Annotated in this window: 26 protein-coding genes; 24 read left to right on the plus strand and 2 right to left on the minus strand. The window is 45.0% G+C overall.

All coding sequences use genetic code 11. The annotated features are described in order from the left end of the window. Nucleotides 1-47: 47 nt before the first annotated feature. The 8 genes from OEL83_07035 to OEL83_07070 all read left to right on the plus strand — a co-directional run bounded on the left by OEL83_07035 (nt 48) and on the right by OEL83_07070 (nt 8,548). Nucleotides 48-935 (plus strand): YfiM family protein, encoded by an 888-nt coding sequence (locus tag OEL83_07035; GenBank protein ID MDK9706790.1) that lies wholly within the window; start codon nt 48-50, stop codon nt 933-935. A gap of 184 nt (nt 936-1,119) precedes the next feature. Continuing rightward, nucleotides 1,120-1,410, plus strand: a complete 291-nt coding sequence (locus tag OEL83_07040) for a lipid-A-disaccharide synthase N-terminal domain-containing protein (protein ID MDK9706791.1) — start codon at nt 1,120-1,122, stop codon at nt 1,408-1,410. Next, nucleotides 1,392-2,999 (plus strand): glycosyltransferase family 39 protein, encoded by a 1,608-nt coding sequence (locus OEL83_07045; GenBank protein ID MDK9706792.1) that lies wholly within the window; start codon nt 1,392-1,394, stop codon nt 2,997-2,999. Before OEL83_07040 ends, OEL83_07045 begins: the two co-directional genes overlap by 19 nt. Nucleotides 3,000-3,055: 56 nt before the next feature. Beyond that, complete coding sequence (locus tag OEL83_07050; protein MDK9706793.1) at nt 3,056-3,934, plus strand: hypothetical protein; 879 nt, start codon at nt 3,056-3,058, stop codon at nt 3,932-3,934. A gap of 114 nt (nt 3,935-4,048) precedes the next feature. Continuing rightward, the gene (locus tag OEL83_07055; GenBank protein ID MDK9706794.1) at nt 4,049-4,432 is read left to right on the plus strand and encodes a hypothetical protein; all 384 of its coding nucleotides are present in this window, start codon (nt 4,049-4,051) and stop codon (nt 4,430-4,432) included. A 296-nt stretch (nt 4,433-4,728) separates the two neighbouring features. Then, a complete protein-coding gene (locus OEL83_07060) occupies nt 4,729-4,983 on the plus strand; it encodes a hypothetical protein (protein ID MDK9706795.1) in 255 nt (84 codons plus the stop codon). Between the two features lie 20 nt (nt 4,984-5,003). After that, nucleotides 5,004-7,061 carry a sulfatase-like hydrolase/transferase gene (locus OEL83_07065; GenBank protein ID MDK9706796.1) on the plus strand — a complete coding sequence of 686 codons (2,058 nt, stop codon included), beginning with the start codon at nt 5,004-5,006 and terminating at the stop codon, nt 7,059-7,061. A gap of 497 nt (nt 7,062-7,558) precedes the next feature. Beyond that, entirely contained in the window at nt 7,559-8,548 is a 990-nt protein-coding gene (locus OEL83_07070) for a metallophosphoesterase (protein ID MDK9706797.1), read from the plus strand. Between the two features lie 509 nt (nt 8,549-9,057). Here OEL83_07070 and OEL83_07075 read toward each other — a convergent pair. Next, complete coding sequence (locus OEL83_07075) at nt 9,058-9,480, minus strand: ParB/RepB/Spo0J family partition protein (protein ID MDK9706798.1); 423 nt, start codon at nt 9,478-9,480, stop codon at nt 9,058-9,060. A gap of 177 nt (nt 9,481-9,657) precedes the next feature. Here OEL83_07075 and OEL83_07080 point away from each other — a divergent pair, with 177 nt between their 5' ends. Both OEL83_07080 and OEL83_07085 read left to right on the plus strand, forming a co-directional pair. After that, the gene (locus OEL83_07080; GenBank protein MDK9706799.1) at nt 9,658-9,945 is read left to right on the plus strand and encodes an integration host factor subunit alpha; all 288 of its coding nucleotides are present in this window, start codon (nt 9,658-9,660) and stop codon (nt 9,943-9,945) included. A gap of 83 nt (nt 9,946-10,028) precedes the next feature. Then, a complete protein-coding gene (locus OEL83_07085; protein ID MDK9706800.1) occupies nt 10,029-10,268 on the plus strand; it encodes a hypothetical protein in 240 nt (79 codons plus the stop codon). A gap of 43 nt (nt 10,269-10,311) precedes the next feature. Here OEL83_07085 and OEL83_07090 read toward each other — a convergent pair whose 3' ends face one another. Next, nucleotides 10,312-11,109: a LexA family transcriptional regulator gene (locus OEL83_07090; GenBank protein ID MDK9706801.1), complete on the minus strand. Its 798-nt coding sequence runs from the start codon at nt 11,107-11,109 to the stop codon at nt 10,312-10,314. Between the two features lie 343 nt (nt 11,110-11,452). Between OEL83_07090 and OEL83_07095 the strand changes: the two genes are divergently transcribed. The 14 genes from OEL83_07095 to trfA all read left to right on the plus strand — a co-directional run bounded on the left by OEL83_07095 (nt 11,453) and on the right by trfA (nt 22,746). Beyond that, nucleotides 11,453-12,043: a sigma-70 family RNA polymerase sigma factor gene (locus OEL83_07095; GenBank protein ID MDK9706802.1), complete on the plus strand. Its 591-nt coding sequence runs from the start codon at nt 11,453-11,455 to the stop codon at nt 12,041-12,043. After that, nucleotides 12,021-12,491 (plus strand): hypothetical protein, encoded by a 471-nt coding sequence (locus tag OEL83_07100; GenBank protein MDK9706803.1) that lies wholly within the window; start codon nt 12,021-12,023, stop codon nt 12,489-12,491. The genes OEL83_07095 and OEL83_07100 overlap by 23 nt, the downstream gene beginning before the upstream one ends. Beyond that, the gene (locus OEL83_07105) at nt 12,469-13,092 is read left to right on the plus strand and encodes an OmpA family protein (GenBank protein ID MDK9706804.1); all 624 of its coding nucleotides are present in this window, start codon (nt 12,469-12,471) and stop codon (nt 13,090-13,092) included. Before OEL83_07100 ends, OEL83_07105 begins: the two co-directional genes overlap by 23 nt. A 43-nt stretch (nt 13,093-13,135) precedes the next feature. Then, nucleotides 13,136-13,429 (plus strand): hypothetical protein, encoded by a 294-nt coding sequence (locus OEL83_07110; protein ID MDK9706805.1) that lies wholly within the window; start codon nt 13,136-13,138, stop codon nt 13,427-13,429. 16 nt (nt 13,430-13,445) lie between these two features. Then, on the plus strand, nt 13,446-13,715 hold the full coding sequence (gene traL / locus OEL83_07115; GenBank protein ID MDK9706806.1) for a type IV conjugative transfer system protein TraL: 270 nt from the start codon (nt 13,446-13,448) through the stop codon (nt 13,713-13,715). Next, the gene (locus OEL83_07120; protein MDK9706807.1) at nt 13,712-14,371 is read left to right on the plus strand and encodes a type IV conjugative transfer system protein TraE; all 660 of its coding nucleotides are present in this window, start codon (nt 13,712-13,714) and stop codon (nt 14,369-14,371) included. The genes traL and OEL83_07120 overlap by 4 nt, the downstream gene beginning before the upstream one ends. Beyond that, entirely contained in the window at nt 14,368-15,183 is an 816-nt protein-coding gene (locus tag OEL83_07125) for a type-F conjugative transfer system secretin TraK (protein ID MDK9706808.1), read from the plus strand. The genes OEL83_07120 and OEL83_07125 overlap by 4 nt, the downstream gene beginning before the upstream one ends. A gap of 233 nt (nt 15,184-15,416) precedes the next feature. Continuing rightward, complete coding sequence (locus OEL83_07130) at nt 15,417-16,415, plus strand: TraB/VirB10 family protein (protein ID MDK9706809.1); 999 nt, start codon at nt 15,417-15,419, stop codon at nt 16,413-16,415. Next, a complete protein-coding gene (traV, locus tag OEL83_07135; GenBank protein MDK9706810.1) occupies nt 16,412-16,909 on the plus strand; it encodes a type IV conjugative transfer system lipoprotein TraV in 498 nt (165 codons plus the stop codon). The genes OEL83_07130 and traV overlap by 4 nt, the downstream gene beginning before the upstream one ends. Continuing rightward, complete coding sequence (locus tag OEL83_07140) at nt 16,906-19,452, plus strand: TraC family protein (GenBank protein ID MDK9706811.1); 2,547 nt, start codon at nt 16,906-16,908, stop codon at nt 19,450-19,452. The genes traV and OEL83_07140 overlap by 4 nt, the downstream gene beginning before the upstream one ends. After that, nucleotides 19,439-20,056 carry a hypothetical protein gene (locus tag OEL83_07145; protein MDK9706812.1) on the plus strand — a complete coding sequence of 206 codons (618 nt, stop codon included), beginning with the start codon at nt 19,439-19,441 and terminating at the stop codon, nt 20,054-20,056. The genes OEL83_07140 and OEL83_07145 overlap by 14 nt, the downstream gene beginning before the upstream one ends. Then, the gene (locus tag OEL83_07150) at nt 20,037-20,972 is read left to right on the plus strand and encodes a TraU family protein (GenBank protein MDK9706813.1); all 936 of its coding nucleotides are present in this window, start codon (nt 20,037-20,039) and stop codon (nt 20,970-20,972) included. Before OEL83_07145 ends, OEL83_07150 begins: the two co-directional genes overlap by 20 nt. Before the next feature lies 1 nt (nt 20,973). Continuing rightward, nucleotides 20,974-21,801 (plus strand): type-F conjugative transfer system pilin assembly protein TrbC, encoded by an 828-nt coding sequence (locus tag OEL83_07155; protein MDK9706814.1) that lies wholly within the window; start codon nt 20,974-20,976, stop codon nt 21,799-21,801. A 111-nt stretch (nt 21,802-21,912) separates the two neighbouring features. Further along, on the plus strand, nt 21,913-22,746 hold the full coding sequence (trfA, locus tag OEL83_07160) for a plasmid replication initiator TrfA (protein ID MDK9706815.1): 834 nt from the start codon (nt 21,913-21,915) through the stop codon (nt 22,744-22,746). The last annotated feature ends 314 nt before the right edge of the window (nt 22,747-23,060 follow it).

A 23,060-nucleotide genomic window follows, 5' to 3' on the forward strand; every position in this document is an offset into this window, starting at 1 on the left:
TGAGGAACTGCTGCTTATTCCGATATTTACAGGGGAAGAGAAGAATCATGAAGAAAACCATAGTGCTCGTTGTATTGATTTTATTCAGTGGTTTCAGCACGAAAAGTGTCCAATCAAGCGAAACACCGACACTCAAAAACTCAGTTGCGATAGAAAGCAAAGAGGAGAGCGGTGGTGCATCTGCCGACCAGGAAGGGTGGTGGAGCGATCAGCCGAAAGAACAAAAGATGCTCTACACCAATCTTGCCGCTGCAACTGCCATTACAGCCTGGGGACTGGCGACATGGGATTACGGTTCGGCCGGCTTGCATACGGGAGATGAGGGCTGGTTTGAAAAGGATTCGAAATATGGTGGTGCTGACAAACTCGGTCATTTCTGGGCAACCTATGCCTTCTCCGATGCTCTTACCGGTCTTTATAAAAGCTGGGGCTACGCGCCTGAAAAGGCCAGTACCTACGCGGCGCTTTCGTCGTGGACAGTGCAGGCTTTTATGGAACTTGGTGATGCGACAAGTAAATCCCAAGGGTTTTCATGGGCGGATATGACCTTGAATACGGTAGGTGCCCTAACCAGTGTATTGATGGAGCGATATCCGGATCTTGATCGGAAGATTGATTTCAGGGTTGAGTATATTTTTAATGTCCCTGTAAACGGTATTTTTGATGATTACTCGAACCAGTACTATTCGGTTGTTTTAAAACTCGATGGTTTTGATGCAATCGAAAATACTTTTCTAAAATATGTGGAATTGCACGGTGGTTATTATACCAGGGGCTACGGAGAAGACGAAGAAGATAGCAGGTCGCTGTATGCCGGTATCACCTTAAATCTTTCGAGACTGTTTGATCAACAAGGATACAAAAAGACCGGCAAGGTGCTTGAGTATATACAACTCCCTTACACCGTGCCCAAGGTTTCTCATAATCTGGATTAACGATTATCCAAATAGAAGGTCAAACGGCAATTTCTTTATGGGGTGAACATCGTCAAAGAAAAACCGGCACTTCGACTTGATCGGCCTTGCGATCCACAAGAGGCCTTTTGTATCACCCCTGTGTGATTTCTGCCGGAATATCGGGCAAATATAACGGATATTATTTCATAAAGGAGACGAAGTCGTGGAAAAAACCACAATCTGGCTCATCATCGGCTTTACTGGCCAGGCGTGTTTCACCGCCAGATTTCTAGTACAATGGCTGGCGAGTGAAAGACTGAAAAGAAGTGTCATCCCAATAGCATTTTGGTATTTCAGTCTGTTTGGAGGGGTGATACTTCTGGCCTATGCAGTGTACCGCAGAGATCCTGTTTTTATTTTAGGACAGGCCACAGGAATTTTTATCTATTTGCGGAACCTGTATTTTGTCCGCAGTGAAGCAAAGCAGGTAAAAACATGGGTACAAACATCCTGAGGACCAGTTGGCTCTGGTTGTTTCTGTGTATCGGTCTGGTGGTGACTGGAATTTTTTCACGCCCACCAATACCGATAGATGAAACGCGTTATCTTTCGGTTGCCTGGGAAATGTGGCAAAGCAATCAATTCCTTGTGCCATATATTAACGGCCAGCCATATAGCCATAAACCTCCATTACTTTTCTGGCTGATTCACTTTGGTTGGTGGTTGTTCGGCGTTAACGAATGGACGGCAAGACTTACAGCACCGTTTTTCGGGCTTGCCTCCTTGTTCCTGACGAAACGGCTTGCCGCTATTCTTTGGCCGGCATCTCTCGATATTAGTCGAACATCCCCCGTGATCCTATTGGGCATGGGAGTTTGGAGCATTTTTTTTACACTCACCATGTTTGACACATTGGTTGTCTTCTTTTCTCTAGCCGCTTACCTCGTAGTCTTGACCGGTTTTAAACATCCGTATTGGTCATGGCCTCTTCTTGGTCTCATTATAGGTTTAGGTTTATTGGCGAAAGGGCCAGTAGTCCTTGTCTATATCGCGCCACCAATAATTCTTGGCCCGTTGTGGATAAGTCACCCAAGCACCAATTGGGTGCGGTGGTATGGCGGATTTGTATTTGCTCTAACAGTTGGTGTCCTGCTTGTTCTGACCTGGGCTATTCCAGCTTCTCTTGCCGGTGGTCAAGATTATGGCCATGCTATCCTCTTTGGCCAGACTGCCGGTCGAATTGCTCAATCATTCGCCCATCAACGCCCTTTTTATTGGTATCTCATTCTATTTCCGTTAATACTGTTTCCTTGGTCTCTCTGGTTGCCTTTCTGGCGCAGCTGGAAAATACCCTGCGATCAGCCCCTACGATTTTGCTTATGCGTTCTGATTCCGGCTCTTATTGCACTCTCCCTGATAAGTGGGAAACAGATTCACTATGTTTTGCCATTGTTGCCCATAGTCGCAATAATTTTGAGTCGAATAGCGGTCTCAGCTCTTGTTCAAAAGCCGCATGATATATGGATCTTTTTTATATTTTTTGCTCTTCTTGCTGGCCTGCTCTTTGTGCTCCCGGTTTTGCCGGTACTGGGAAGGGATGCGGCAATACTCAAATATATACCATTATCAGCAGGGTTAATACCCCTCCTCACTGGATTCGTTCTGCTATGGATTTGGCCCCACTTTAAGATCGATCAAGGTCCTGCCATTATTTCGTTCTGCGTGCTCCTGCATCTCATGTTTCTGCATATGGCTTTGTCTCACGCAATCAATCTATTATTCAACCCAGATGGAATTATCAGGTCGCTATCGTTGGCACAGAAAGATGATGGGGCAATCGCCGTCTATCCCGGGGGCCTGGCCGACCAATTTCAATTTTCGGCTCGCTTAACCAAGCCAATTGTTGCAGTTCACGATTTTCAAGCCCTGCAGAGGTGGGTACTCGAAAACCCGGAGGGCTATTGCCTTATGCTTGCAGATAAAAAAAATCTCCATCATTTGGAAAATACAACCGAAGCCGTACCGTATAAGGATAAAATGCTGCTTTTCAATAAAGTACAGCAACTTGGGCTTGTAGTTAAAGATTCTAATCCAGACATTTGAGTGGAACAAATTCCAGATACTGATTTGAAGTGACATACATAAGGAGAAACGTAAGAATGAAGAGGTCTATTTGGACGACCGGATTATTCATTATATTGATATTGAACAATCCAGCATTGGCAGAACAATTCGGTAGAACGGCTATTTTATTCGATGCGATGTCACCTTATGAGGATTTAACAGAGCATGCTTTAAGTCAAGATAAAAAAGGAGTAGAAAAGACATTAGAAATATTGGATGCCTTGTCCGGAAAAATTGAAAATTATCTCTCTCACAAAGCTGTGCAAAATCTTAATGAGAATATGGAAAAAATAAAAACGGCAAAAGATAGTGCAAATTTTCAATTAATTGCCTTATGTGCCATAGATTCATACAAAACTATTTCGGAAGAATTGGACACATCCACAATGAAAATCCCAAAAGAAGTGCTGTTGCTTGACTACGTTGGGTTTAAAGTTCATGCACTATTAGCCCAACAATTGGTTAATTGGGATATGGTTACTCAAACAGTGAATGAAGGTGAAAGTCAGTGGAAAAACATTCAGGGCAATGTTTCAGATAAAAGCCTGTATGATACAATGGAGACTTCGATTGACGGTATGCAGGCTGCTGTCAAATTAAGAAATGTCGATATGTTGAGATTTGCCTCGCAAATAACCTTAGATTTAGTTGATTTATTGGAAGATTATTTCATAGAAAAGCCGAAAAAGTTAACGAAAATATTACCTGGCAAATATATCTTTCCGCTCATTTCTCCACGGGATATTTTGATTTTAGGCATTTACCTACCATTTCCCAACGATACCAATTCCATAGACGCCATTTTCAGCGATAGGGACAACAGCCAAATTTTGATATGGCGTGGTAAAGAAATACGTGCTGAGAATCCCGACAGTTGCGCCCGCGAAAACGTCAACGGCATCATGCTTGTCTGATTCACCTTCAACCCTGCTCCAACCCACAAAAGATGCTCCTAAGTATGCTGGAATGCTATATTTCCAGCCATATCGAAGATGTATAAATGTTGCACCTTGAAATGCAGCCGAAGTGTGACCGGATGGAAAGGAATAATCTCCGTGATTTTCAGGCCTGGGCTTATTAATCGCATATTTCAGGGCGTAGGTAACACCAAGATTGGTGAAAAACGATTTGTAAAACTCGCCCCTGCCCTGTTCATCATCCACAAAAAATGTGGCTCCAAAGGCGCTAGCCGGGATGATCACCTGGAAAATATCTCCCGCAGTCTCTGTGTTGCTTTCTGCCCGTGCCTTTGGTGCAATCTGGGCCACGAGTACAAGCGTTATGACTCCCCAAAATCTCTTTTTCATAAACCTGTGCTGTCTCTCTCTGGTTGGTTTCTAATTGTGGCTTTTTTCGCCCTGATGGTCGATTTTCTCCAAGCCAATAGTAATCAAACAACCATGAAGAACTGATTAAGATTTTGAGTATTGCATTTATTGTTTGAAACTTTTTTTACCTTGCATATGACTAAGATTTTCGTTCTTTTTTACTTGTTGTAATTTCAGCCAAATATGGACAGAAAGACGGTAATAATAAGGTAGGATTGCCTAGAACATTATATTTGTTCGAAGAGTATAGAATCTGGGCGTTCTTCATCAAATCTTCATAGTCGATAAGCTATGGTGTGTCATTGAATCATGCATAACAGTTGAATAATTTTGGAGGTCAATGTTGCCAACGATATTGGCTCACTAACACTGAGACAGGAATGAAACTCAAATTATACATATCATTTTCGACATATTTTCTCATTGCGATGCTTATATTTCCTGCACCAGTCATTGCCTGCATGGATAATGAAGGTCATAATCATGAAGAAAAACATCTTGTTTCGGCAAACAAAGTTCAAACAAAAAAGGAATGTAGTTTTACCTTTTCTGCCTCTCAACCAAACCGGCAACAGAATGAGGCTTTCAAAAAATTTTTGGTGACCTTGTTTTTACTCTCAGGAAAAAAATACTAAGCGGTATAACAGCAAACTTTATGACAACATTACGCCCATTGTTTTCTGGTCTTCTTCGTCGGCAGACCGGAGGAACTTTACTTTTTGTCCTGGTTTTTATCGGGTTAGCCCAGGGACTCCGTCTTGCTCTGATATACAAGGCATCCGCCAATGTTACTTGGGATGCCAGTCTTTTGGCGGCGCTCTCCTGGGGACTGCTCTTTGACCTTGGAACTGCTGCATTTTTTTCGATTCCGTTGACTTTCATACTCACCGTCCTGCCGAATCGCTGGTTTGCCAAACCATGGATGCGGATGGTCATGAACCTTGGCGGCTTCGTGATTCTCTTTGTCTTACTCTTCGGAGTGCTCTCGGAGTGGATATTTTGGGACGAATTCGAGGCCCGGTTCAACTTTATCGCGGTGGATTACCTTGTGTACACAACGGAGGTGATAGGAAACATTCGTGAATCCTATCCCTTACCGCAATTAATTATGGCATTGTTTGCTGTTACCCTCGTCGTTCACTTAGCCATTTTTGGAAGCGGTTTGCCCAGATTGTGGTTTCAATCAGCGGCGGAACCATTGAAACAGAGAGTGACGTTCAGCGCGGCATGGCTGACGATCACACTTCTCATCGGGTTGTTTTTGAACGAACGGATGCTGCCGGAGTTCACCAACAATTTCCACAGAGAAATTGCTAAAAACGGTATTTGGTCATTAGTCGCTGCCTTTCGTAATAACGAACTCGATTATCGCCAGTTCTATTCGACGATTGAGTCTGAAAAAGCTTTTACCCTGTTGCATCGTGAACTGTCTCAAGACGGATCGAGGATGATTAATCCAACCGCTCACGACACCTTGAGACAGGTCTCCGGACAAGGTGAGGAAATGCATCCCAACGTAATTCAAATCACAGTCGAAAGTCTCAGCGCCTCATTTCTCGGCAGTTATAATCCTCAGTCTTCCCTAACGCCGAATCTTGACGCACTGTCTTCACAGAGCCTGGTCTTCGACAACTTATATGCCACGGGAACGCGGACCGATCGTGGTATGGAGGCTCTTGCGCTCTCGCTGCCGCCAACACCCGGTCGGTCACTGATCAAACGACCGAAGAACGAACATCTTTTCACCATGGGCTCGGTGTTTCGCGCAAAGGACTATGATACCGCTTTCATCTACGGCGGTTACGGCTATTTCGACAATATGAATTATTTTTTCGGCAATAACGGCTATCGCGTTGTCGATCGCAACTCGGTGGGCAAAGACGATGTAACCTTCGCCAATTCCTGGGGTGCATGTGACGGAGATTTGTTTCAATGGACGTTGCGCGAAGCCGACGCCTCCTTTGCAAGTGGCAAGCCTTTTCATTATTTTGTCATGACTACTTCCAACCATCGCCCTTACACGTTCCCGGATGGCAAAATCGACCTGCCCTCAAAAACTTCTGGACGAAGCGGTGCCGTAAAATATACCGATTATGCCATCGGCCAATTAATACGTGAGGCTTCTACCCGTCCTTGGTTCAAAAACACCATTTTTGTCATTGTTGGCGATCACTGTGCCTCATCGGCGGGAAAGTCGGAGTTACCGGTGAAAAGCTATCATATTCCGATGATTATCTATGCTCCCGGCGGACAAATTGCACCTGGTCATGTCAAAACCCTCGCCAGTCAGATCGATTATGCTCCGACCCTGTTCGGTCTTCTCAACTGGACATATTTGAGCCGTTTCTTCGGTCATGATGTTCTGAAGGTAGGGGGCACGGAAGCTCATGCTTTTGTCGGCAATTACCAAAAGCTCGGACATCTTGAACAGAATGTATTTACGATCCTGAAACCGATACGAAAGCAGGCAAGCTATCGACACGATCCTGAAACAGGGAGTCTCACTGCTCTGCCTGAAAAGCTTGCGGGAATCGAAGAAACCGTAAGCTATTATCAAACAGCCAGTGATGTATATCGTGAGGGTATTTACCAGGAGGTATCGGCAGTGGAAAACCTGGCGTATCAGAGGCAAATCGCCAATACTGCACAGGCAACAAATGAATTAGTGGATCATTTAGTAAAAAAGCGACCAACATTTGAACATCTGGAATGATATTGATGAGCGTGGCAGCAATTACAGATACTGTACCATTGCTGTCTCACACCTAGCCCCACAACAATAGTAGCGGAAAAGCAGTGCGCTTAAAGTTTGTCAGGTGACCTAAGCAATGCTCCTGGTAATGCCTCATGCTGTTCGTAAATTTCCTGAGAGGTGCTGGCAAAGTCGAAGAGACTGTTCAGCACCACGATTAATACCTTATGAAGTCGGAGGTTTCCAGATTGTTTTGGACGGTGTTAGAACCTTCTAGTGGGCCGAAGGTGTCTTATATGAACGTCTCCCGGTTTGGCAAGAGATATATGTTTTTGGCGTTTGAGATCTGGCTGCAGTTCTTATATCCGGCCTTTGATGCAGACCATAAACATGTGATTCATTGACTTCATTCCTAGAAAAATGCTCCTCGATTACAACAGATGCCTTCTTAATCATTTCTTAATGTTCTTCCAGTAAGATACTGCCATGCAGGCAATATTTTAATGGAGGTATAAAAAATGTCAGAGGATTGGTGTTCATTCGAAATGCACATGAGGAAAACGTTCCTCTCTTCACTATTGCTAATCGGTATTTGTCTGGTGTTGATGGCGGACTGCACCACACGCCAGGTTTGGGCATCCGAACAGAAATTCTCGTTTTCTGTGCTTGCCGATCCTCGCAGTCAAGGCGACGCATGGAAGAATGCCTTGCTGGAAATCCGCGACAGAAATACAAATCAGGAACCGGCATTTACGCCATCGGAACTGATAGTCGTTGCTGGAGATATGGATCCCCTGGTATCACGCCATGAAGATTTCCAGCATGTCTTTACGAAAGCGGACACTCGTCCCGTTTTCTTGCCCGTCATAGGGAATCACGAATTTAAAAATGGCGGTGTGCACTTTAGGCATGCAAGGGATGTCCTGATCCCTTCCATTCCCGGCGCGGTTCGCAGACACGCAACTTCATGTGACTACTACCTGGACCATAAAAATGTGCGCATTATTGCGGTCGATGGGTATACAGATCTTGGGAAAGACGGCGTCATCAACGATAAAGGCAAGCAATGGGTCGAGAAGGTCATCAAGGAAACCCCTTCCTCCATCGACCATATTTTCATTTCGTTTCACGAACCGGCCTTTCCTCGAGTCCGACATGTGGGGGATTCTTTTGATCAAAACCCTGAACGGCGAAACGCATTCTGGCGGATGCTTCTGGGATATGGAGACAGAGTTCGTGCCGTTTTTGTTGGGCACACCCATTCCTATTACCACATGAGGGTCCGTGATCCCGCAGGAATAGCCGCCAACGATCCTAAGGTCTTTCCGTATGAGGACGGTGGCATATATCAGGTTGATGTAGGGGCTGCAGGCACTGGCACTGTGAACACAATTGTTCAGGTGCAGATCGAAGGCAAGAATTTGCTTTTCAGGGCTCTTCAGGCAGAGAATGGCGCAGACAAGCCATTTGTAGAGATAGACAAATGGAGCATGGCTCGCCATCCGTGAAGTGCTGTGATGCTGAGGCTATTAAAATGTCGAATCGGGTAGTCGGGGGGGATCTCTCCCACAGCCCCCACTTGGCATGCCGGTCCGCATCAGGCGGGTGCCAAACATTACTTTGGAGGAGGAGGTGGTCCGCGCTTTTGTTCTCCTTGTCTGCACCAACCAAAGACGAGATGAGATCAGCTCAGCACAGAGAGAGGTATTCATTGGCAAGCTTATCAGTCTAAGCAAAGCTGCAAGTTAACATAATTACTGATCATTTTGGCTTTGAGAAGAGCCCGATATCACCCCAGAAAAGGAGCAATTCGGCTCTTTTGTAAATTCGAAATTATCCCAGACGAAATGGCGAGGAATGGAGCATTTTTGAATTCTTGATTGTTCCTGCTGCCGTCATCCAAGATGACATCCTGGATACGTGACAAAACAGGTTGATTCCAAGAATCTACATATTCCAAAGAATCGTAACTGGTATAAGAGAGATCAAACTTCGAGAATTCCCCGTCTCTGCTCTCTCAGTTCCTCAATTTGCTGTTCCAGTATTCAATGTAGGCGAGATAAGCCTTTTTGCTGTTCAAGAATGGAATGTGTTGTTCGACGTTCAATTTATATGCTACCAAATTCTTGACACCCATTCTGCGAGCCGTTTCCATTCTGTGGTTCCCGTCGATTAAGTTGTATCCTCCAGGGGAGATTTCCGCCAATATTACCGGTGTGGAAATATCAGTTGAATCCACATGGGATTCGTTGATCGAAGAAAAATCATTGGGAAAATCGCGTACCGCTACATCTTCAACGGTGATGCCATCGGGAGTTCTTTGAATATGTTCGAGAATTTTTGTGATATTAAACTCAAAAATACCGTTGGGATACAATTCATCACCGATGTCAGCGGGGCACGGGGTGAAATCATTATCGACCTTCAGTAATTTTTTCATAGGTTGGATGTTCTGAGAGGACCTTACCCAGTTAGCCTCCATCTCTCACGGTAAGAAATAAATGTATCTAAAAACTGAACATATCACACCAATTTCTTTGAATTTATTCAATTTTGGAATATGATCGTTGCTGGTTCTCACTAAAATCAACCATCATTAACAGAAGGAAAGGTGAAAATGACAATTACCAAAGCAGATCTCGTTCAGCAGGTATACAAAAATCATGACAACCTGACCAAGTCCCAGGCTGTCGATGCGGTAGAGGCATTTTTGAAATTGTCAAAAAATACCCTGATCAGTGGATCAGATCTCCTGCTGAGTGGGTTTGGGAAATTTAATGTCAGGGATAAGAATCCCAGACGTGGAAGAAATCCACAGACAGGGGAAGATCTTGATTTGGATGCCAGGAGAGTTGTCACTTTCCATCCATCCGGGATCCTGCGAAGCAAGATTAATGAGGGATGATTTGCTCCTGTAGTTGATAATTCTCCCGCGATCTACAGAAGCGCTTTGATCTTCTCTATCGTCCGAGTTGCAGAACCCTCGAAATGAGTGGTTACGTTTACGAAGACCTGATGTTGCCGTTCACGGAGATCATTCGCAACATTCTTCAACCGCAAAAGCTCATCATCTCTTGGATCAACAATCGTATCCCAAATATTTTTCGTCCGTTCTTCAATTTCCTTCTCGATCCATCCCAAGAAGTCTCCGTTAATCACCACAGGATCACTCAACCGATCGCTGAACTTCTCGTATACCTCGAAGATTCCCACGGCCAGAGTCTTTAACTTTTTCTCAGGCTGTTGCAGGCACTGCTGGCATAGAAAACCTTTAATTGACCTCGTGTCCTACCCATAAAACTTCGCCAATCATGCTGAAGTTGCCTGTGTCAACTATGTATGGTGGATAAAGGAGCGAATTTTCACTTGTCACAATTAAAGTAGTTCCTTGGAGCGATAGCCTTTTAACCTTGACAGTATGATTTTCACGAAACGCATATGCTTTACCATCAATAATGTCGGTGATATTATTTTTTGATAAATTAACCAGGACGACATCTCCATTATATAAAAATGGTTTCATAGAATTACCTGTAACCTCAAATAGTGCCATTTGATCAGGATTTCCAAACTTCATCAGGAAGTTTTTGTGGAACATCATGTCTGATTCAACAAGGTCTGTATCTGGAAAAGAACCTTGATCGACTGGTAGCTGTGCTGCAAATTTGGGAACAGAAATAAAATTTGCTGTGTTCTGAGGAATTGCATAATCAGGTCGACTAGTTTTGGTGCCTGAGAATTTTGAGGACGGAGTGGCGTCATTCATTGATTCGGAAAGGTCTTGTTTTGTAGAATGCACAAATGGTGGATAAAATTTCTCGGGAGGATTCCCTCGGAGTATCCATCGACCAAGCTCTAACAGCTTTTCATAATTCCAACCAAGTTGATCTGCAATCCTTCTTCGCGTAGATTCACTTCCTTGCCTCCTCCCATTTATATAATTATTCAGTGTAGTTGGCCCCATGTTGAGCTTTTTAGCTATCGCGTTTTGCTTTATTCCTTTGGTGGATAAGATATGCATGGTTGCGATGCTGAAAATTTCCATTATGTCAGATTTGTTATTTTCCATCTGCGCATTATACACATTCTGCGGATAAAAATAAACAACCAATGTGAAGATTTTTATTTACAATAATTTCACATTATGTGTATAGATGTGCTTATGCTTCATTATTTGTACATTTTATGTCGATTTATTGGTTTTATATTTACGTTATGTGGATTTTATTGGCATGTCCCCGCAAATGATAAGTGATCTGCTATTGGGCGACGATTGCTTACGAAAACAAAGGCTAAAGATTTGTCACTAAAAATACAAATACCGTTTGAGTCGTTAGCGTTATCAACTGGAGAGTCACCTTATCAACGGTTTGCAGAAGCATATTTGAGGTCGTATCTCACCCCGAGCGAGGATGAAGCATGAACGGAATCTATCTCAATCGAATACTCAGGTAATCGAAATGTGTTCTGTTAACCCAAATACACAAAACATCTGGCCACTGGCTCAATCCTGGGTGAGCGCAAACAGGGTGCTGATATGGTACATAGCCGCACCATATCATCGGTATATGTCATGCGATTCAAGTGACTTGGCTGGAGAGGCCAAGCTTGCTGTGTATCAGGTAATCTCGGTCTTAATCGATCAAAACAAGGATTTGTCCTTAACGAGCAAGTATTTCCGTACTGTTTTTCGCACCAGATGTATCCAGATGGCCGCTGGTGTTGCCTTAGTTAACGGACAACTGGCAACCGTGGCAATTCAAAGCGAACAATCCCCCGACCGAGACGAATCTTCTGACATCGATGACTCAGTCATTGCCGAAGCATTGTCTGCACTCACTGGCCGACAAAGACAGGTTTCTCAATGGATTCTTTCACAACCAAAACCGGTCAGCTTTTACACTATTGCCAACCATTTTGGGATTCATATCCAATCGGTCAGAAGGATATTATCAAATACTATCAGGAGAATAGAGGGATATGGAAATCAAAGAATATGCTAAGACCTCTAAAGTTCCGCTGAAAACACTTCGCTGGATGGAAAGGATAAAAACAATAAGTGACCCGCTCTCGGATAACGATTTAATCGGTCTGAAATTACTGGAAAAACTGTGGGGACTGCATGATTTTCTGAGACCTCAGTTGAGTCAGAAAAACGTAAAATATCGAAAAGCACTCATTGCCACCTGCGACCTGGAAACAAAATGGGAACGCTATGCGTTTTCCAGGTTTATGAACCTTGCGCCAGATAAACGTCTTTTTATGGAAAATCTGATAGCAGAAATTGAGTTAACCTTCCGGTTTAGGATGTCAGTTTTCGACATTAGAAAATTGTACCGGGTACGAAAGAGAGCCCACAGAGCCAAAGAAAGACAAGTGCAAAAGGAGCTGATTGAAGAGCAACCTGAGGGCATGGATATGTCCAACAATGCCCTCGGGAAAAGCGCATGAGCAATTGCAAATCAACCCTGAAAACTGTGCGACAAAACATAAACAAAGAGAAAGAAACGGTAGTTTCTTTAATGCGACAGAAATGATGACTCAGGCCAAAAAACAAATTCAAAAAACCTTCCGGATTGTAGGGGTATTTTTCATCGCCATCAGTTCGGTTTGTCGTCCGGCTTGGGGGCTTGAAATCCGGCAGGATTTTTTCAGTTACCCACCTGCCATGAACACACCTGTACAAATTCCCATCCATCAAACTTTCATCATTGCAAGCCTCCCATCTTTTTACGCTGAACCGAAAAGCCGTCCGTTCCCTGTGGTTTATTTTGACCTGGGCAGCGCCAACTTGTCCCCGGATGCCGGCAACAAACTTCTGATGGATTTGCGGGATTGTTGTGCCGCCTGTCCTCTGTATCTCACCGGCTATACCTGTTCGATTGGAATCGAAAGCCAGAACGTGAAGCTTTCCAGGTCTCGAGCCGAGGCTGTTGCTACCATGCTTCGAAGAAATGGTTTCAAGGTGGCCTTGGCGGAAGGAAAAGGGATGATTGACAGTAGCAGCCCGGAAAGCAACCGAAGGGTAGAGATAAAACTCACGAAAAACTGAAAGGCACAATGGTGCAACAACATCAACAAAAGGAAAAGTCATCATGAAAAAAGTAACTTTTTTGGCCTTCTTAACCGTTTTACTGCTCCAGACAGTCAGTGCCTTCGCTATGACAACTCCGGCGGCCGGTTCGTTTGCCTATGATCTGTACGATATTGCGGTAACTCAGATTTTGCTTGGCCCTATTGGATTTGTCGCTGGTGTTGCTTCTATGGCTTTTGCAGCCATCCTTGCTATCCGGCAGATGATTCTTCCTGCGGCAGGCGTTGTCCTTGGGGGTGCATTTCTTCTTTCCGCTGATACCGTTGTGCAGTCTATCGGCGCTGTAATCGTTTAACGAGGAGCTATAAGCAATGATTGCCAGAAAGTTTCCGCAATATCTCTCTAAACCGTTCCAAGTGCTGTGGTTTGAGGTGGATGAGTTGGTCCTGTTCCTCTTCTTTCTTACCCTGTCACTCCTCTACGGTAAGTTGATGTGGCTTATCTTCCTGGTATTTCAGTATTCCTACACCAAAATCAAACGATCTCAGGCACGGGGATTCTTGAAGCATGTCCTGTATGTCTTTGGCCTGGTCAAGATGAACAACTATCCCGACTATTTCCAGCAGGAGTTTAACGAGTGAAAGCAGACATTTTCGTACAAAAAACCAGCAATTTATTCGTTGAAAACCGACTGCTTAAATTTGCTGTCGGGGCAATGGCCGTAGCCGTCTGCTTCAACTCCCTTATGGTGTATCGGGCTGTTAAATATCAACGTGTTGTGCTCATTCCACCCGCTATGACCGGCACAATTGAGTTCGTCCAGGGCAAGCCTACCGAGACTTACATCAAGGATATGAGCAGAAAGATTGTCAACCTGGCAACTACCTACTCCCCGCCCACGGCAAGAGGGCAGTTTGATGATCTGCTCTCTCTCTACACCTCCGAAGCCTATCCGGAAGCCTCGAAAAGCTGGTACTCCTTGGCGGGTCGTATTGAAGAATCGCAAGTAAGTTCGACATTTTACATGGAGAAAATCACTCTAGGCGAAGGCACTATAGAGATGTTCGGGAATGTAGTGCAGTTTGCTGGAGATACAAAACTCGAAAAGACCGCCAAAACTTTTGTGGTCGCGTATCGCATCCGTGACGGTCGTTTTGAGATTAGCGAGTTCAAGGAGAAAAACCTCAGAGCAGACATAGACGCACAGAAAGCAGAAAAGGAAACAGAAGAACAGCTCAAAAAAAGAGCAGATGCAAAAATGAAGATGGACAAGCACGTGGAGGTGGAAACGAAATGAAGACAATTATTCAGATAAGCATGTGCTTGCTACTAGCTGCCTCTTCGGTGCAAGCAGAAGAAGCACCGGTTATAAGGGGACCAAAACCCCTGAAACTTTCACCTATGACCAATGACCATTTTGACAAGCCTACAACTGTCAAATTCATTTCCCCTGATATGCCAAGCATCGTGCAGTTGTCCAATCGTGACATCAACCGGATTGTCTGTTCCGGGCCGATGAGTGATTTAATTTACTCGGAAGAAAAGGGCGTAACTGGCCATTTTTCCGGCAGTAGTGCCTTTATCAAATTCAAGGCCGAGGAGTTGGACGGACAGCTCACCTATGCTGAGACACCCAGTGAGTTATTTATTGTCTGCAATGGGGCAGTTTACACCCTGATTGCGGAACCTCAGGCAACCTCATCTGTAACACTGCATCTGGCTGCACCGGCAAAGGATGTTTTCAAAAAGAATATCGACCATTACAAAAACATGCCTTTGGAAAAACAGGTCTTGCAAATCATCAAGGAAGGTTATGAAGGCGGCTATCCATCCAGCTACAAGGTTTCAACTGCGGACACTCTGATTCCTCTGTGTGGTGATCTTAGCGTCAATCTGATCCAGACCGTGGATGTGGAAGGGATAGGATTGCGATTGAAGCAATTCAAGGTGGCCTCTAAGAGGGATGAAACAATGGAATTGAAGGAGAAAACCTTTCTGTCACTTTTTATCAGTGAAGCCATCCTGGCCGTGGCAATAGAAGATCAGGTTCTGAACACCGGCGAGGCGACCAGGGTGTTTGTGGTTGAAAAACGGGAGCAATCACAATGACCCTGAAAGAAAGGTTCACCAACCTGACACCACGAAATAAAAAGGTTTTAGTCTGGTCGGTAGTCGGCCTCATTGTTATGGGAATCGCTGTTACTGGTTATAATTCCCGCGCTAAAAAAAGCATGGATGTTGCGGGGACAGAAAAAAACAGGACCATTCACCTTGATCCTGACATGATTGAAAAGACCATGCTCAAGGAACAGGGTCGGCAGATTGATGCTCTGAGAAAGGGCATGACCGATCTGACAAAAAGCCAGACCGATTTTTTGGCTATTGAAGAGAAGAAAAAAAAAGATGCAGAAAGCAAATTAGTTATCCCCACGCCTGAACAATTATCTGTTGGAAAACCCATACCTATACCAGTACTTGGGGCAAATGGAAAACAAGTGCTTGATGAACAGGGAATGCCGGTGTTTCACAATAGTCAACCATCATCAGGTGGTCGTGATCTGGGGCCATCACCTGGGGGGAGTAGCCGTGGTCGTGGAAACCAAAAGCAGGAAAGGAGGATCGTCGGCAAGATTTCAGTGATTTCAAACCAAGCCGCGGCTCTTCCTCAAGATGACGATAAAAAAAAAGGTCGGACGGTCTATCTTCCTCCATCTTTTATGGAGGCGAGACTTTTGACAGGTTTCGATGCTGCTACTTCGAGCGGTGCCAAGGGGGGCAACTCCGAACCTCTTTTGCTCCGTATCCAGACCCCGGCAGTGCTGCCAAATGACATCAAGGCGAACCTGTCCGGCTGTTTTGTTATTGCCGAGGCCGTAGGCAGGTTGGATAAAGAACGAGCAGATGTGCGCTTGGTCTCACTTTCATGTCTCTCCAACGAAGGCAGTGCCATTATTGATACCCCTCTCAAAGGTTTTGTAACTGATTCCGACTCCAAGGTTGGCCTCTCCGGTCGAGTGGTTTCCCGGATGGGCGCGGCAACCGCCAGGGCGATCATCGCCGGAATTTTTGGCGGGGCCGGCGACGCGTTAAAAGCGGCGTCCTCCACAACCTCAACATCTGTCCTGGGAACAACCAAAATTATTGATTCCTCGCAGCTCGGGAAGCATGCCATTGGCGGTGGGCTATCAGAGGGAGCAAACACCCTGCAGGATTTTTACATGGAATTAGCAAAACAGACGACTCCGGTTATTGAAGTGGCTGCTACCAAGAAGGTTACGGTTATTGTCTCGGAAGGCAAAGAACTGGAGATTAAAGACTACAAAAGAGACGAATCGTTATGAAATTACACTATGTCATTCTGCCGTTATTACTTCTGGTTTCCCTGTCAGGTTGTGGTGGGCTGGTAGGACAACTTGTCAATCCCTATGAAGAAAATTTCAAATGCCGCACCAGAGATGATGCCGGTAAGTGTATCGATACGTCATCCGCTTACAAGGAGGCCAGATTCCCTGATGTTGATAATGCAAGCGAGACAAGCTGCACGAACGTAAGTGGTGACACTATTCCCTGTCCACCGGCTACAACCGCTGAGTCAGGTATAAGGACCAACATCAACCAGCTCACTGCTCAGAATAGCCGGTACAAGGCACTTACCGAACTCATGCAGGAACCGGACAAACCAATGCTTGAACCACCCAAGATCATGCGGGTACTGATGCTGCCGTACAAAGGAGAGGACGACGAACTGTTTATGACTCGCTATGTCTATTTGAAGCTGAAAGAATCTCAGTGGGTGTTGACAGATATAAGTGAAAAGGCAAAGGCAGTACAATGATAGATTTTTGTAAGCGGCTTCTCTACGGCAACACTGAATACCTGAAACACAGCGATATTGCCAAGTTGACCAGGCGGCATCCTTTTTCTGCCTTCCTGAACTATGTCGCTTACGACCAGGAGCATGAAATCTATGTCAATCAGGACAGCACCTTTGGGATAATATGGGAGTGTTCCCCGCTTACCTACGCAGGCGAAAAGGCCATGAACTCACTTGAGGGTATTTTCAGGGCGGGGATGCCTTATGGCACTAATATTCAGTTTATTTTACATGCTGATTCCCACATAGAACCGATCATAGATATGTACCGAAAAAGCCGGACCAGAACAGAACCAATAATTGTCACCAATACCGAACGAGTTAGTGAATTTTTACTCGAAGGGAAAAAGGGGCTGGAGGCATGTAGCTTTATTCCAGTCAGAAATTTCCGTCTGTTTGTAGCGGTTAAAGTCCCCGGGGATGCGTCTGGTATGCCAAAACCAGAAGAATTGGCTGATAAAAAGAAGATTGCACCGTTACAGGACATCAAGCGGCAGATCAACGAGACCTTGAGAGCTGCTCAGCTTTACCCGAGAAACCTGCCGCCGGGCAACCTTATGGAATGGTTGCGGCGCTTGCTCAATACCTACCCAAAGGATTATCCAGAGCATAACTTCAATTCCTACAGCCCTGATATCCCAATTCTGAAACAGATTATCAATGCGGATACCATTATCAAGGAAGGGAGCGATTATATTCAGGCTGGAGATAAATACTGGTGTTGCACAACCCCAAAGAGCTTTCCCAAAGAAGTTGACCCGATGCAGACCAACTCCCTGTTTGGCGGGATATGGGGCATTGTCTCGGATGCTGACCAGATCAAGACTGATTTTCTCTATTGCTTCAATATCGTCTTTCAGAAGGGGATAGATGTAACAATCCACGCAAAAACAAATCTTATGCTCAATCAGAAAGGCGTTGGTTCATTATCTACTCTTCTTTACCGCAAGCAAGCGGAACACGTAGAGGCCGCCGATGATCTGGAACATGGTGTAAAATTTCTCAAGATCATTCCCGTTTTCTGGGTTTTTTCGGACGATGTAGAAAATGCCAGAGATTCATGTGTCAGGGTCAGACGGTTGTGGGAGAACAACGGTTATGTGATGCAAAGGGACAACATGATCCTGAAAATTCTGTTTATCTCGTCTTTTCCTCTTTGTCTCTACACGGGCGGTAAGAACATAGAAAATCTGGAGCGTGATTTTACTGCATCAGTACCTTCAATTACCCCATTGCTGCCGGTTCAGGGCGATTTTGTCGGTTCCGGCGGCATCCCGAATCTGATTTTCACTGGCCGAAAAGGGCAGTTGATTTCGCTCGACTTTTTCGCAAAAGGGGCAACCAACTTTAATTGCTTTTGCTGCGCTACATCTGGTTCCGGCAAGTCATTTCTGGTCAACTTCATAGCCTTTAATTATTACGCCTGCGGTTCGATAATCCGCATCATTGACATTGGTGGTTCCTACAAAAAAATGGCTGATATGTTGGGTGCAAGGTATCTGGATTTCAGCCCTGATTCAAATATATGCCTCAATCCTTTTACAAATATTATTGAGCCGGAGGAGGAATTATCGGCGATTGCAACCGTATTCGCGCAAATGGCCTACGCCAACTCAAAAACAGGATGTGAGGATATAGAGGAAATAAATTTATTTTATTGGGCGGTGAATTGGGCATGGCATCAAAAAGGACAAGCTGCTGATGCCAATACGGTCTGGGAATTTATGAAATCATTTCCTACTGGCCCCGGTATGGAACAACATAAAGAATATGATGAGAATAAAAATTTAATTGAGAAAGCAAGGAAGTTAGGCTTTCTCTTGATGAACTTCACCTCGTATGGCTTTTACGGAAAATTCTTTTGCGGCCCCAGCACCTTTGATATTCGCAATGATCAGTTTGTGGTCCTTGAGCTCGAAAACCTGAAGGTAAAACCTGATCTCTACAAGATTGTCACCATGCTCATTATCAATGCCGTAACTCAAGACCTTTATCTCTCAGATCGGTCACGGCATCGGCTGATTATTTTTGATGAAGCATGGCAGTTTCTGGATAAGTCCTCAATGCTTGCTCCGGTTGTCAATGAGGGCTACCGCAGAGCCAGGAAATACTCCGGCAGTTTCATGATTATCACCCAATCTATTCTTGATCTGGACCAATTCGGTGAAGTTGGAACTGTAATCAAAGACAACTCGGCCTTCAAAATCTTTTTGGAATCTCCTGCTTTTGACAAGGCACTCGACCTGAAATTGATTGATTACGATGATTTTTCCATGAAGCTCCTGAAAAGTATCAAATCCAACCCTCCGTACTACTCGGAAATCTTTTTTGACACACCCTTTGGAATTGGCCCGGCTCGTTTGATAGTAAACGATTACGCCTATTTTATTTACACTTCAAAGGCTTCTGAAATCGCCATGATCGAAGAGAGAGTTACTTCCGGCATGACCTATCATGGGGCCATCCTGGAAATGGTCGAGTTGCGGAAAAATGGCAAACTATAAGTTTTTTATTTTCATTGTCATTTTTGGCCTTCTGCCGGCTTCTCTTGCCTATGGAAAAAATCTTGGCACCATCGGAATGACCTATCCCATAGTGGAGCCTGACCTGGTTGAAGAGGTCAAGGCGAGTATTGACTATGAAAAATTGGCAAAGGTCATGGAGGAGAACAGGCAGAACTACAAAGCAAAAGACATCTATGCCCTGCCTGCAGCAGGCAGAGACAGGACGTTTTTCGTCGATATGACCTACACCCTGGATCACGACATCCCAGGTGAAAATGGGGAGATCATGTACCAGCGAGGGCTTACCTGGAACCCTTTGGACTATGTCTCTCTACCTGATGGCTTGGTGGTCATTAATAGCGAGGACGCACGGCAAGTGGAGTGGTTTGTGAAGTCGCCCTATAACAAGAATCGTCAACAGAAATTGCTGATTTCCGCAGGACTTGCCGCCCCCTTGATAAAGCAATTAAACAGGCCCGTCTTTTATCTGACAAAAACCATAGCTGACCGTCTGCAATTAGCCGCTGTTCCTTGCGTGATTACCCAAAATGGTAAAAAAATGATGGTGCAGGAGATAAAGATCGATGGATCGATTTACAAATAAATACCTGCTGGTCGTAGTGCTGTTGTTTTCTGCGTTTCCATCCTTTGCCGGCATTATTAAAAAAGGCGATTCATTCAACGCTGGTTCGGATATCAACTGGGATGATATGGAATTTAAATTTTTAGGTATTTGCATCTGCCCAAGACCTCCACCAGTTTTTTACGAGGAAGGTGAAATTTATGAATATTGGGACCCATCTTTATTCATAGATACGGTTTCAGTTGCTAATTATTCTCCGTTTTCAGGTTCTGGTGGTGATGCCGAGGGTACGATTGATGACGAATTAGGCGGAAAGAACAAATCTTCGGATGCTGTATCTATTGCCGATGAATCAACCTTCTTCCAGGCGCATGCGTTTATTTTTTCGATGCTGGATGGAAACCCTTGTGAAAATGACGACAAGGGAGGTTGGTGGACTGAATATGATTCAATGTGGCAAAGTGATGAACTTGCGGCCACTATCACTCCGGAAGTTGCATTATTTGCCAATAAAGCCATGCAGTTGCTTTGTATGACAGATGCTACGGCAGTAAATTTGGGATACCCTCTCGATTACATGCCCTGGTGTATTGGGAGCAGCGGGTCAACATATCCCGTAAGCGGCCATGTGGACAACGATAATATTGTTCAGGCCAGTAATACGGCAGCGTCACGGCTGATCTTCAAGCTGAACCGTCTGTTTATGCTTTGCGATCCGTATTTATATTGTGGCTGCGAGTACACGCCGATCTGGACAAAGAGCCATTACAAGATGCACACCGCCAGGCCCGATCTTCGGGCCACCTATCCTATCGGCCAAGCAGCCAAGACGTATGATTCCGGTCTCAATCCACCCTATGAGGGAGTAAAGGGGTCAAATGATGAATTTCTCTGGGTGGTGTTCAGGAAGGTACTCTGTTGCACCTGTTGCGAATGATATGCGAAGACAAATAAGTATCATCATGCTGGCCGGATTGGTTGTCGGCTTATCGGCTTTATCTGCTTTAGCGGTGCAAGGCGCTGAAGGATCTTGTTCTGACAAGACTGTCCCTGCATTGCCACCTGATCTCTTGGAAAAGGCCAGGGCACAGGCTGTAATTGACGACAAAGCAACCAGGAACGCTATGGATACGGCAAGAGAGCTGGCTAAGACCATGACTATTCCTGAAAATATCCATAAAGAGGCAGGACTAAAAACAGCCCAAAAGACCAATGCTGATTTCAGGAAGCCCGAATTTCAGCAGAAAATAGCAGATGAGTTCAACAGGCAGGTAAATTTGTTTATACCTGAAAGCGGGAAAAACAAACAAAGGGAACAGGAAGCACAAGGCATCTTTCTTGAGACTGAAAAAGTTTATCTCTTCCTATCGAGCTCGATCCCAGAGGCATCGTTTCAGGGGTACATGGCCTCTCTCGATGGACTGCCTGAGATCGTGCCGGTCATGAAGGGAATGGTAGGCGGTCTGGGTAAAGAGAACAAAAAAGAGAGAGTACAATGGTGGAGCAAGGTTCTGAAAAAAGATACCACCTGCGAAAAGACACCGGAGGAGCCCTGTGACCTGATTAAACCGGCTATTTCGGTCAAACCCGCACTCTTTAATCAGTACAGCATCACCGATGTTCCAGCCCTGGTCTATGACCGAGGCGATGAGATTTTTCAAATTCAAGGCGATGTGGGCATTTTTACCCTCTTGGAAAAAGTTAATCAGGAAGCAAAAAGCAGAAGTCTAACTGCTTTTATAGCAAAGGTCAGGGGAAACCGCTGAGTCAAGCCCAGGACTATTCGGCTTTTCCTTCAGGCGAGAATGTAACGGCCAACCAATGAAAATCAATTTTGAGTCATTTAGCGCATCTTCCGGATGCTAAGAAGAAAAGCTATGACCAAAAGTAAATCTCTGCAAATGCTACCTGATAATCTCGAAGACCAGCAACTCCCGGCTTTGCCTGTTCATGCCGATATCGAGCATGTGGCGCCAAACAGTTGTCTGCAATCGGCCCTGTTTGGTTTGGTAGAAAAAGGAACGCGAAAATACGTAAAACAACAGAAAGTTGCATCGCTCAATGGAATAGAAATTTGGTACACCGGCGAGCAACTCGACCAGAGCGATCTTGATGTTTTTCTTCACGCTATTCATTTAACGACAGACAAAAACAATATCCAGCCGGGAAATGCCGTGCGCTTTTCGATGAATGGCTTTTTGGCGGCTACCGGAAAGACCGTTGGTGGTTCCGGTGAAAAATGGTTGATGGGTGTCATAGATCGTTTGGCGGCAAATATGGTGTATATCGAAGTCCCTGATTCATATACGGGAAAGCGGCAAATGTACGGCGGCTCGTTAATTCACGATTTTTACTACGATTACAAAACAGAAACATATTCACTTCGCTTAAACGGTAGTTTAGGCGCACTGTTTGAGCGAGGATGGACACCCGTGCAATGGGAACAGCGGGTATCGTTATCCAATAATTTATCAAAATGGCTACATGGTTTTTACAATAGCATGCAAACCATTTTCCCTATGCAGGTGTCCAAATTATTAGAATTGAGTGGTTCAAGTTGCGGTAGGTTAAGTGATTTCAGAAGAGCCTTACGCCGTTCACTGGATAATCTTGTAGAAGTTGGAGCTCTTAAATCCTGGACAATAGATAGCGAAGACAAGATTCATATCGTTCGTTTGCAGACCAAAAAAGTCATAGAAAAACCAGTTTAAGGGTATGGCATAGCGGTAGCAAAGGTATGGCATAGCGGTCGCAAGGGGTATGGCATAGCGGTCGCAAGGGGTATGGCATAACGGTCGCAAGGGGTATGGCATAGCGGTCGCAAGGGGTATGGCATAGCGGTCGCAAAGGGTATGGCATAGCGGTCGTAATGGGTATGGCATAGCGGTAGCAAAGGCATGGGATAGTGGCCGCAAAGGTATGGCATAACGGTCGCAAAGGTATGGCATAGCGGTCGTAAAGGTATGGCATAGCGGTCGCAAAGGTATGGCATAGCGGTCGCAAGGGTATGGCATAGCGGTCGCAA

Source organism: Desulforhopalus sp., assembly GCA_030247675.1.
In the GTDB taxonomy this organism is placed as follows: Bacteria; Desulfobacterota; Desulfobulbia; order Desulfobulbales; family Desulfocapsaceae; genus Desulforhopalus_A.

Coding starts and splice junctions, on each gene's coding strand:
- OEL83_07090 (MDK9706801.1), bottom strand. CDS start 11,109: ATGGAAAATAACAAATCTGACATAATGGAAATTTTCAGCATCGCAACC.
- OEL83_07045 (MDK9706792.1), top strand. CDS start 1,392: ATGGGTACAAACATCCTGAGGACCAGTTGGCTCTGGTTGTTTCTGTGT.
- trfA (MDK9706815.1), top strand. CDS start 21,913: ATGACCAAAAGTAAATCTCTGCAAATGCTACCTGATAATCTCGAAGAC.
- OEL83_07125 (MDK9706808.1), top strand. CDS start 14,368: ATGAAGACAATTATTCAGATAAGCATGTGCTTGCTACTAGCTGCCTCT.
- OEL83_07130 (MDK9706809.1), top strand. CDS start 15,417: ATGACCGATCTGACAAAAAGCCAGACCGATTTTTTGGCTATTGAAGAG.
- OEL83_07145 (MDK9706812.1), top strand. CDS start 19,439: ATGGCAAACTATAAGTTTTTTATTTTCATTGTCATTTTTGGCCTTCTG.
- OEL83_07075 (MDK9706798.1), bottom strand. CDS start 9,480: ATGAAAAAATTACTGAAGGTCGATAATGATTTCACCCCGTGCCCCGCT.
- OEL83_07080 (MDK9706799.1), top strand. CDS start 9,658: ATGACAATTACCAAAGCAGATCTCGTTCAGCAGGTATACAAAAATCAT.
- OEL83_07050 (MDK9706793.1), top strand. CDS start 3,056: ATGAAGAGGTCTATTTGGACGACCGGATTATTCATTATATTGATATTG.
- traL (MDK9706806.1), top strand. CDS start 13,446: ATGATTGCCAGAAAGTTTCCGCAATATCTCTCTAAACCGTTCCAAGTG.
- OEL83_07095 (MDK9706802.1), top strand. CDS start 11,453: ATGAAGCATGAACGGAATCTATCTCAATCGAATACTCAGGTAATCGAA.
- traV (MDK9706810.1), top strand. CDS start 16,412: ATGAAATTACACTATGTCATTCTGCCGTTATTACTTCTGGTTTCCCTG.
- OEL83_07100 (MDK9706803.1), top strand. CDS start 12,021: ATGGAAATCAAAGAATATGCTAAGACCTCTAAAGTTCCGCTGAAAACA.
- OEL83_07110 (MDK9706805.1), top strand. CDS start 13,136: ATGAAAAAAGTAACTTTTTTGGCCTTCTTAACCGTTTTACTGCTCCAG.
- OEL83_07060 (MDK9706795.1), top strand. CDS start 4,729: ATGAAACTCAAATTATACATATCATTTTCGACATATTTTCTCATTGCG.
- OEL83_07150 (MDK9706813.1), top strand. CDS start 20,037: ATGGATCGATTTACAAATAAATACCTGCTGGTCGTAGTGCTGTTGTTT.
- OEL83_07085 (MDK9706800.1), top strand. CDS start 10,029: ATGAGTGGTTACGTTTACGAAGACCTGATGTTGCCGTTCACGGAGATC.
- OEL83_07070 (MDK9706797.1), top strand. CDS start 7,559: ATGTCAGAGGATTGGTGTTCATTCGAAATGCACATGAGGAAAACGTTC.
- OEL83_07105 (MDK9706804.1), top strand. CDS start 12,469: ATGCCCTCGGGAAAAGCGCATGAGCAATTGCAAATCAACCCTGAAAAC.
- OEL83_07155 (MDK9706814.1), top strand. CDS start 20,974: ATGCGAAGACAAATAAGTATCATCATGCTGGCCGGATTGGTTGTCGGC.
- OEL83_07140 (MDK9706811.1), top strand. CDS start 16,906: ATGATAGATTTTTGTAAGCGGCTTCTCTACGGCAACACTGAATACCTG.
- OEL83_07035 (MDK9706790.1), top strand. CDS start 48: ATGAAGAAAACCATAGTGCTCGTTGTATTGATTTTATTCAGTGGTTTC.
- OEL83_07065 (MDK9706796.1), top strand. CDS start 5,004: ATGACAACATTACGCCCATTGTTTTCTGGTCTTCTTCGTCGGCAGACC.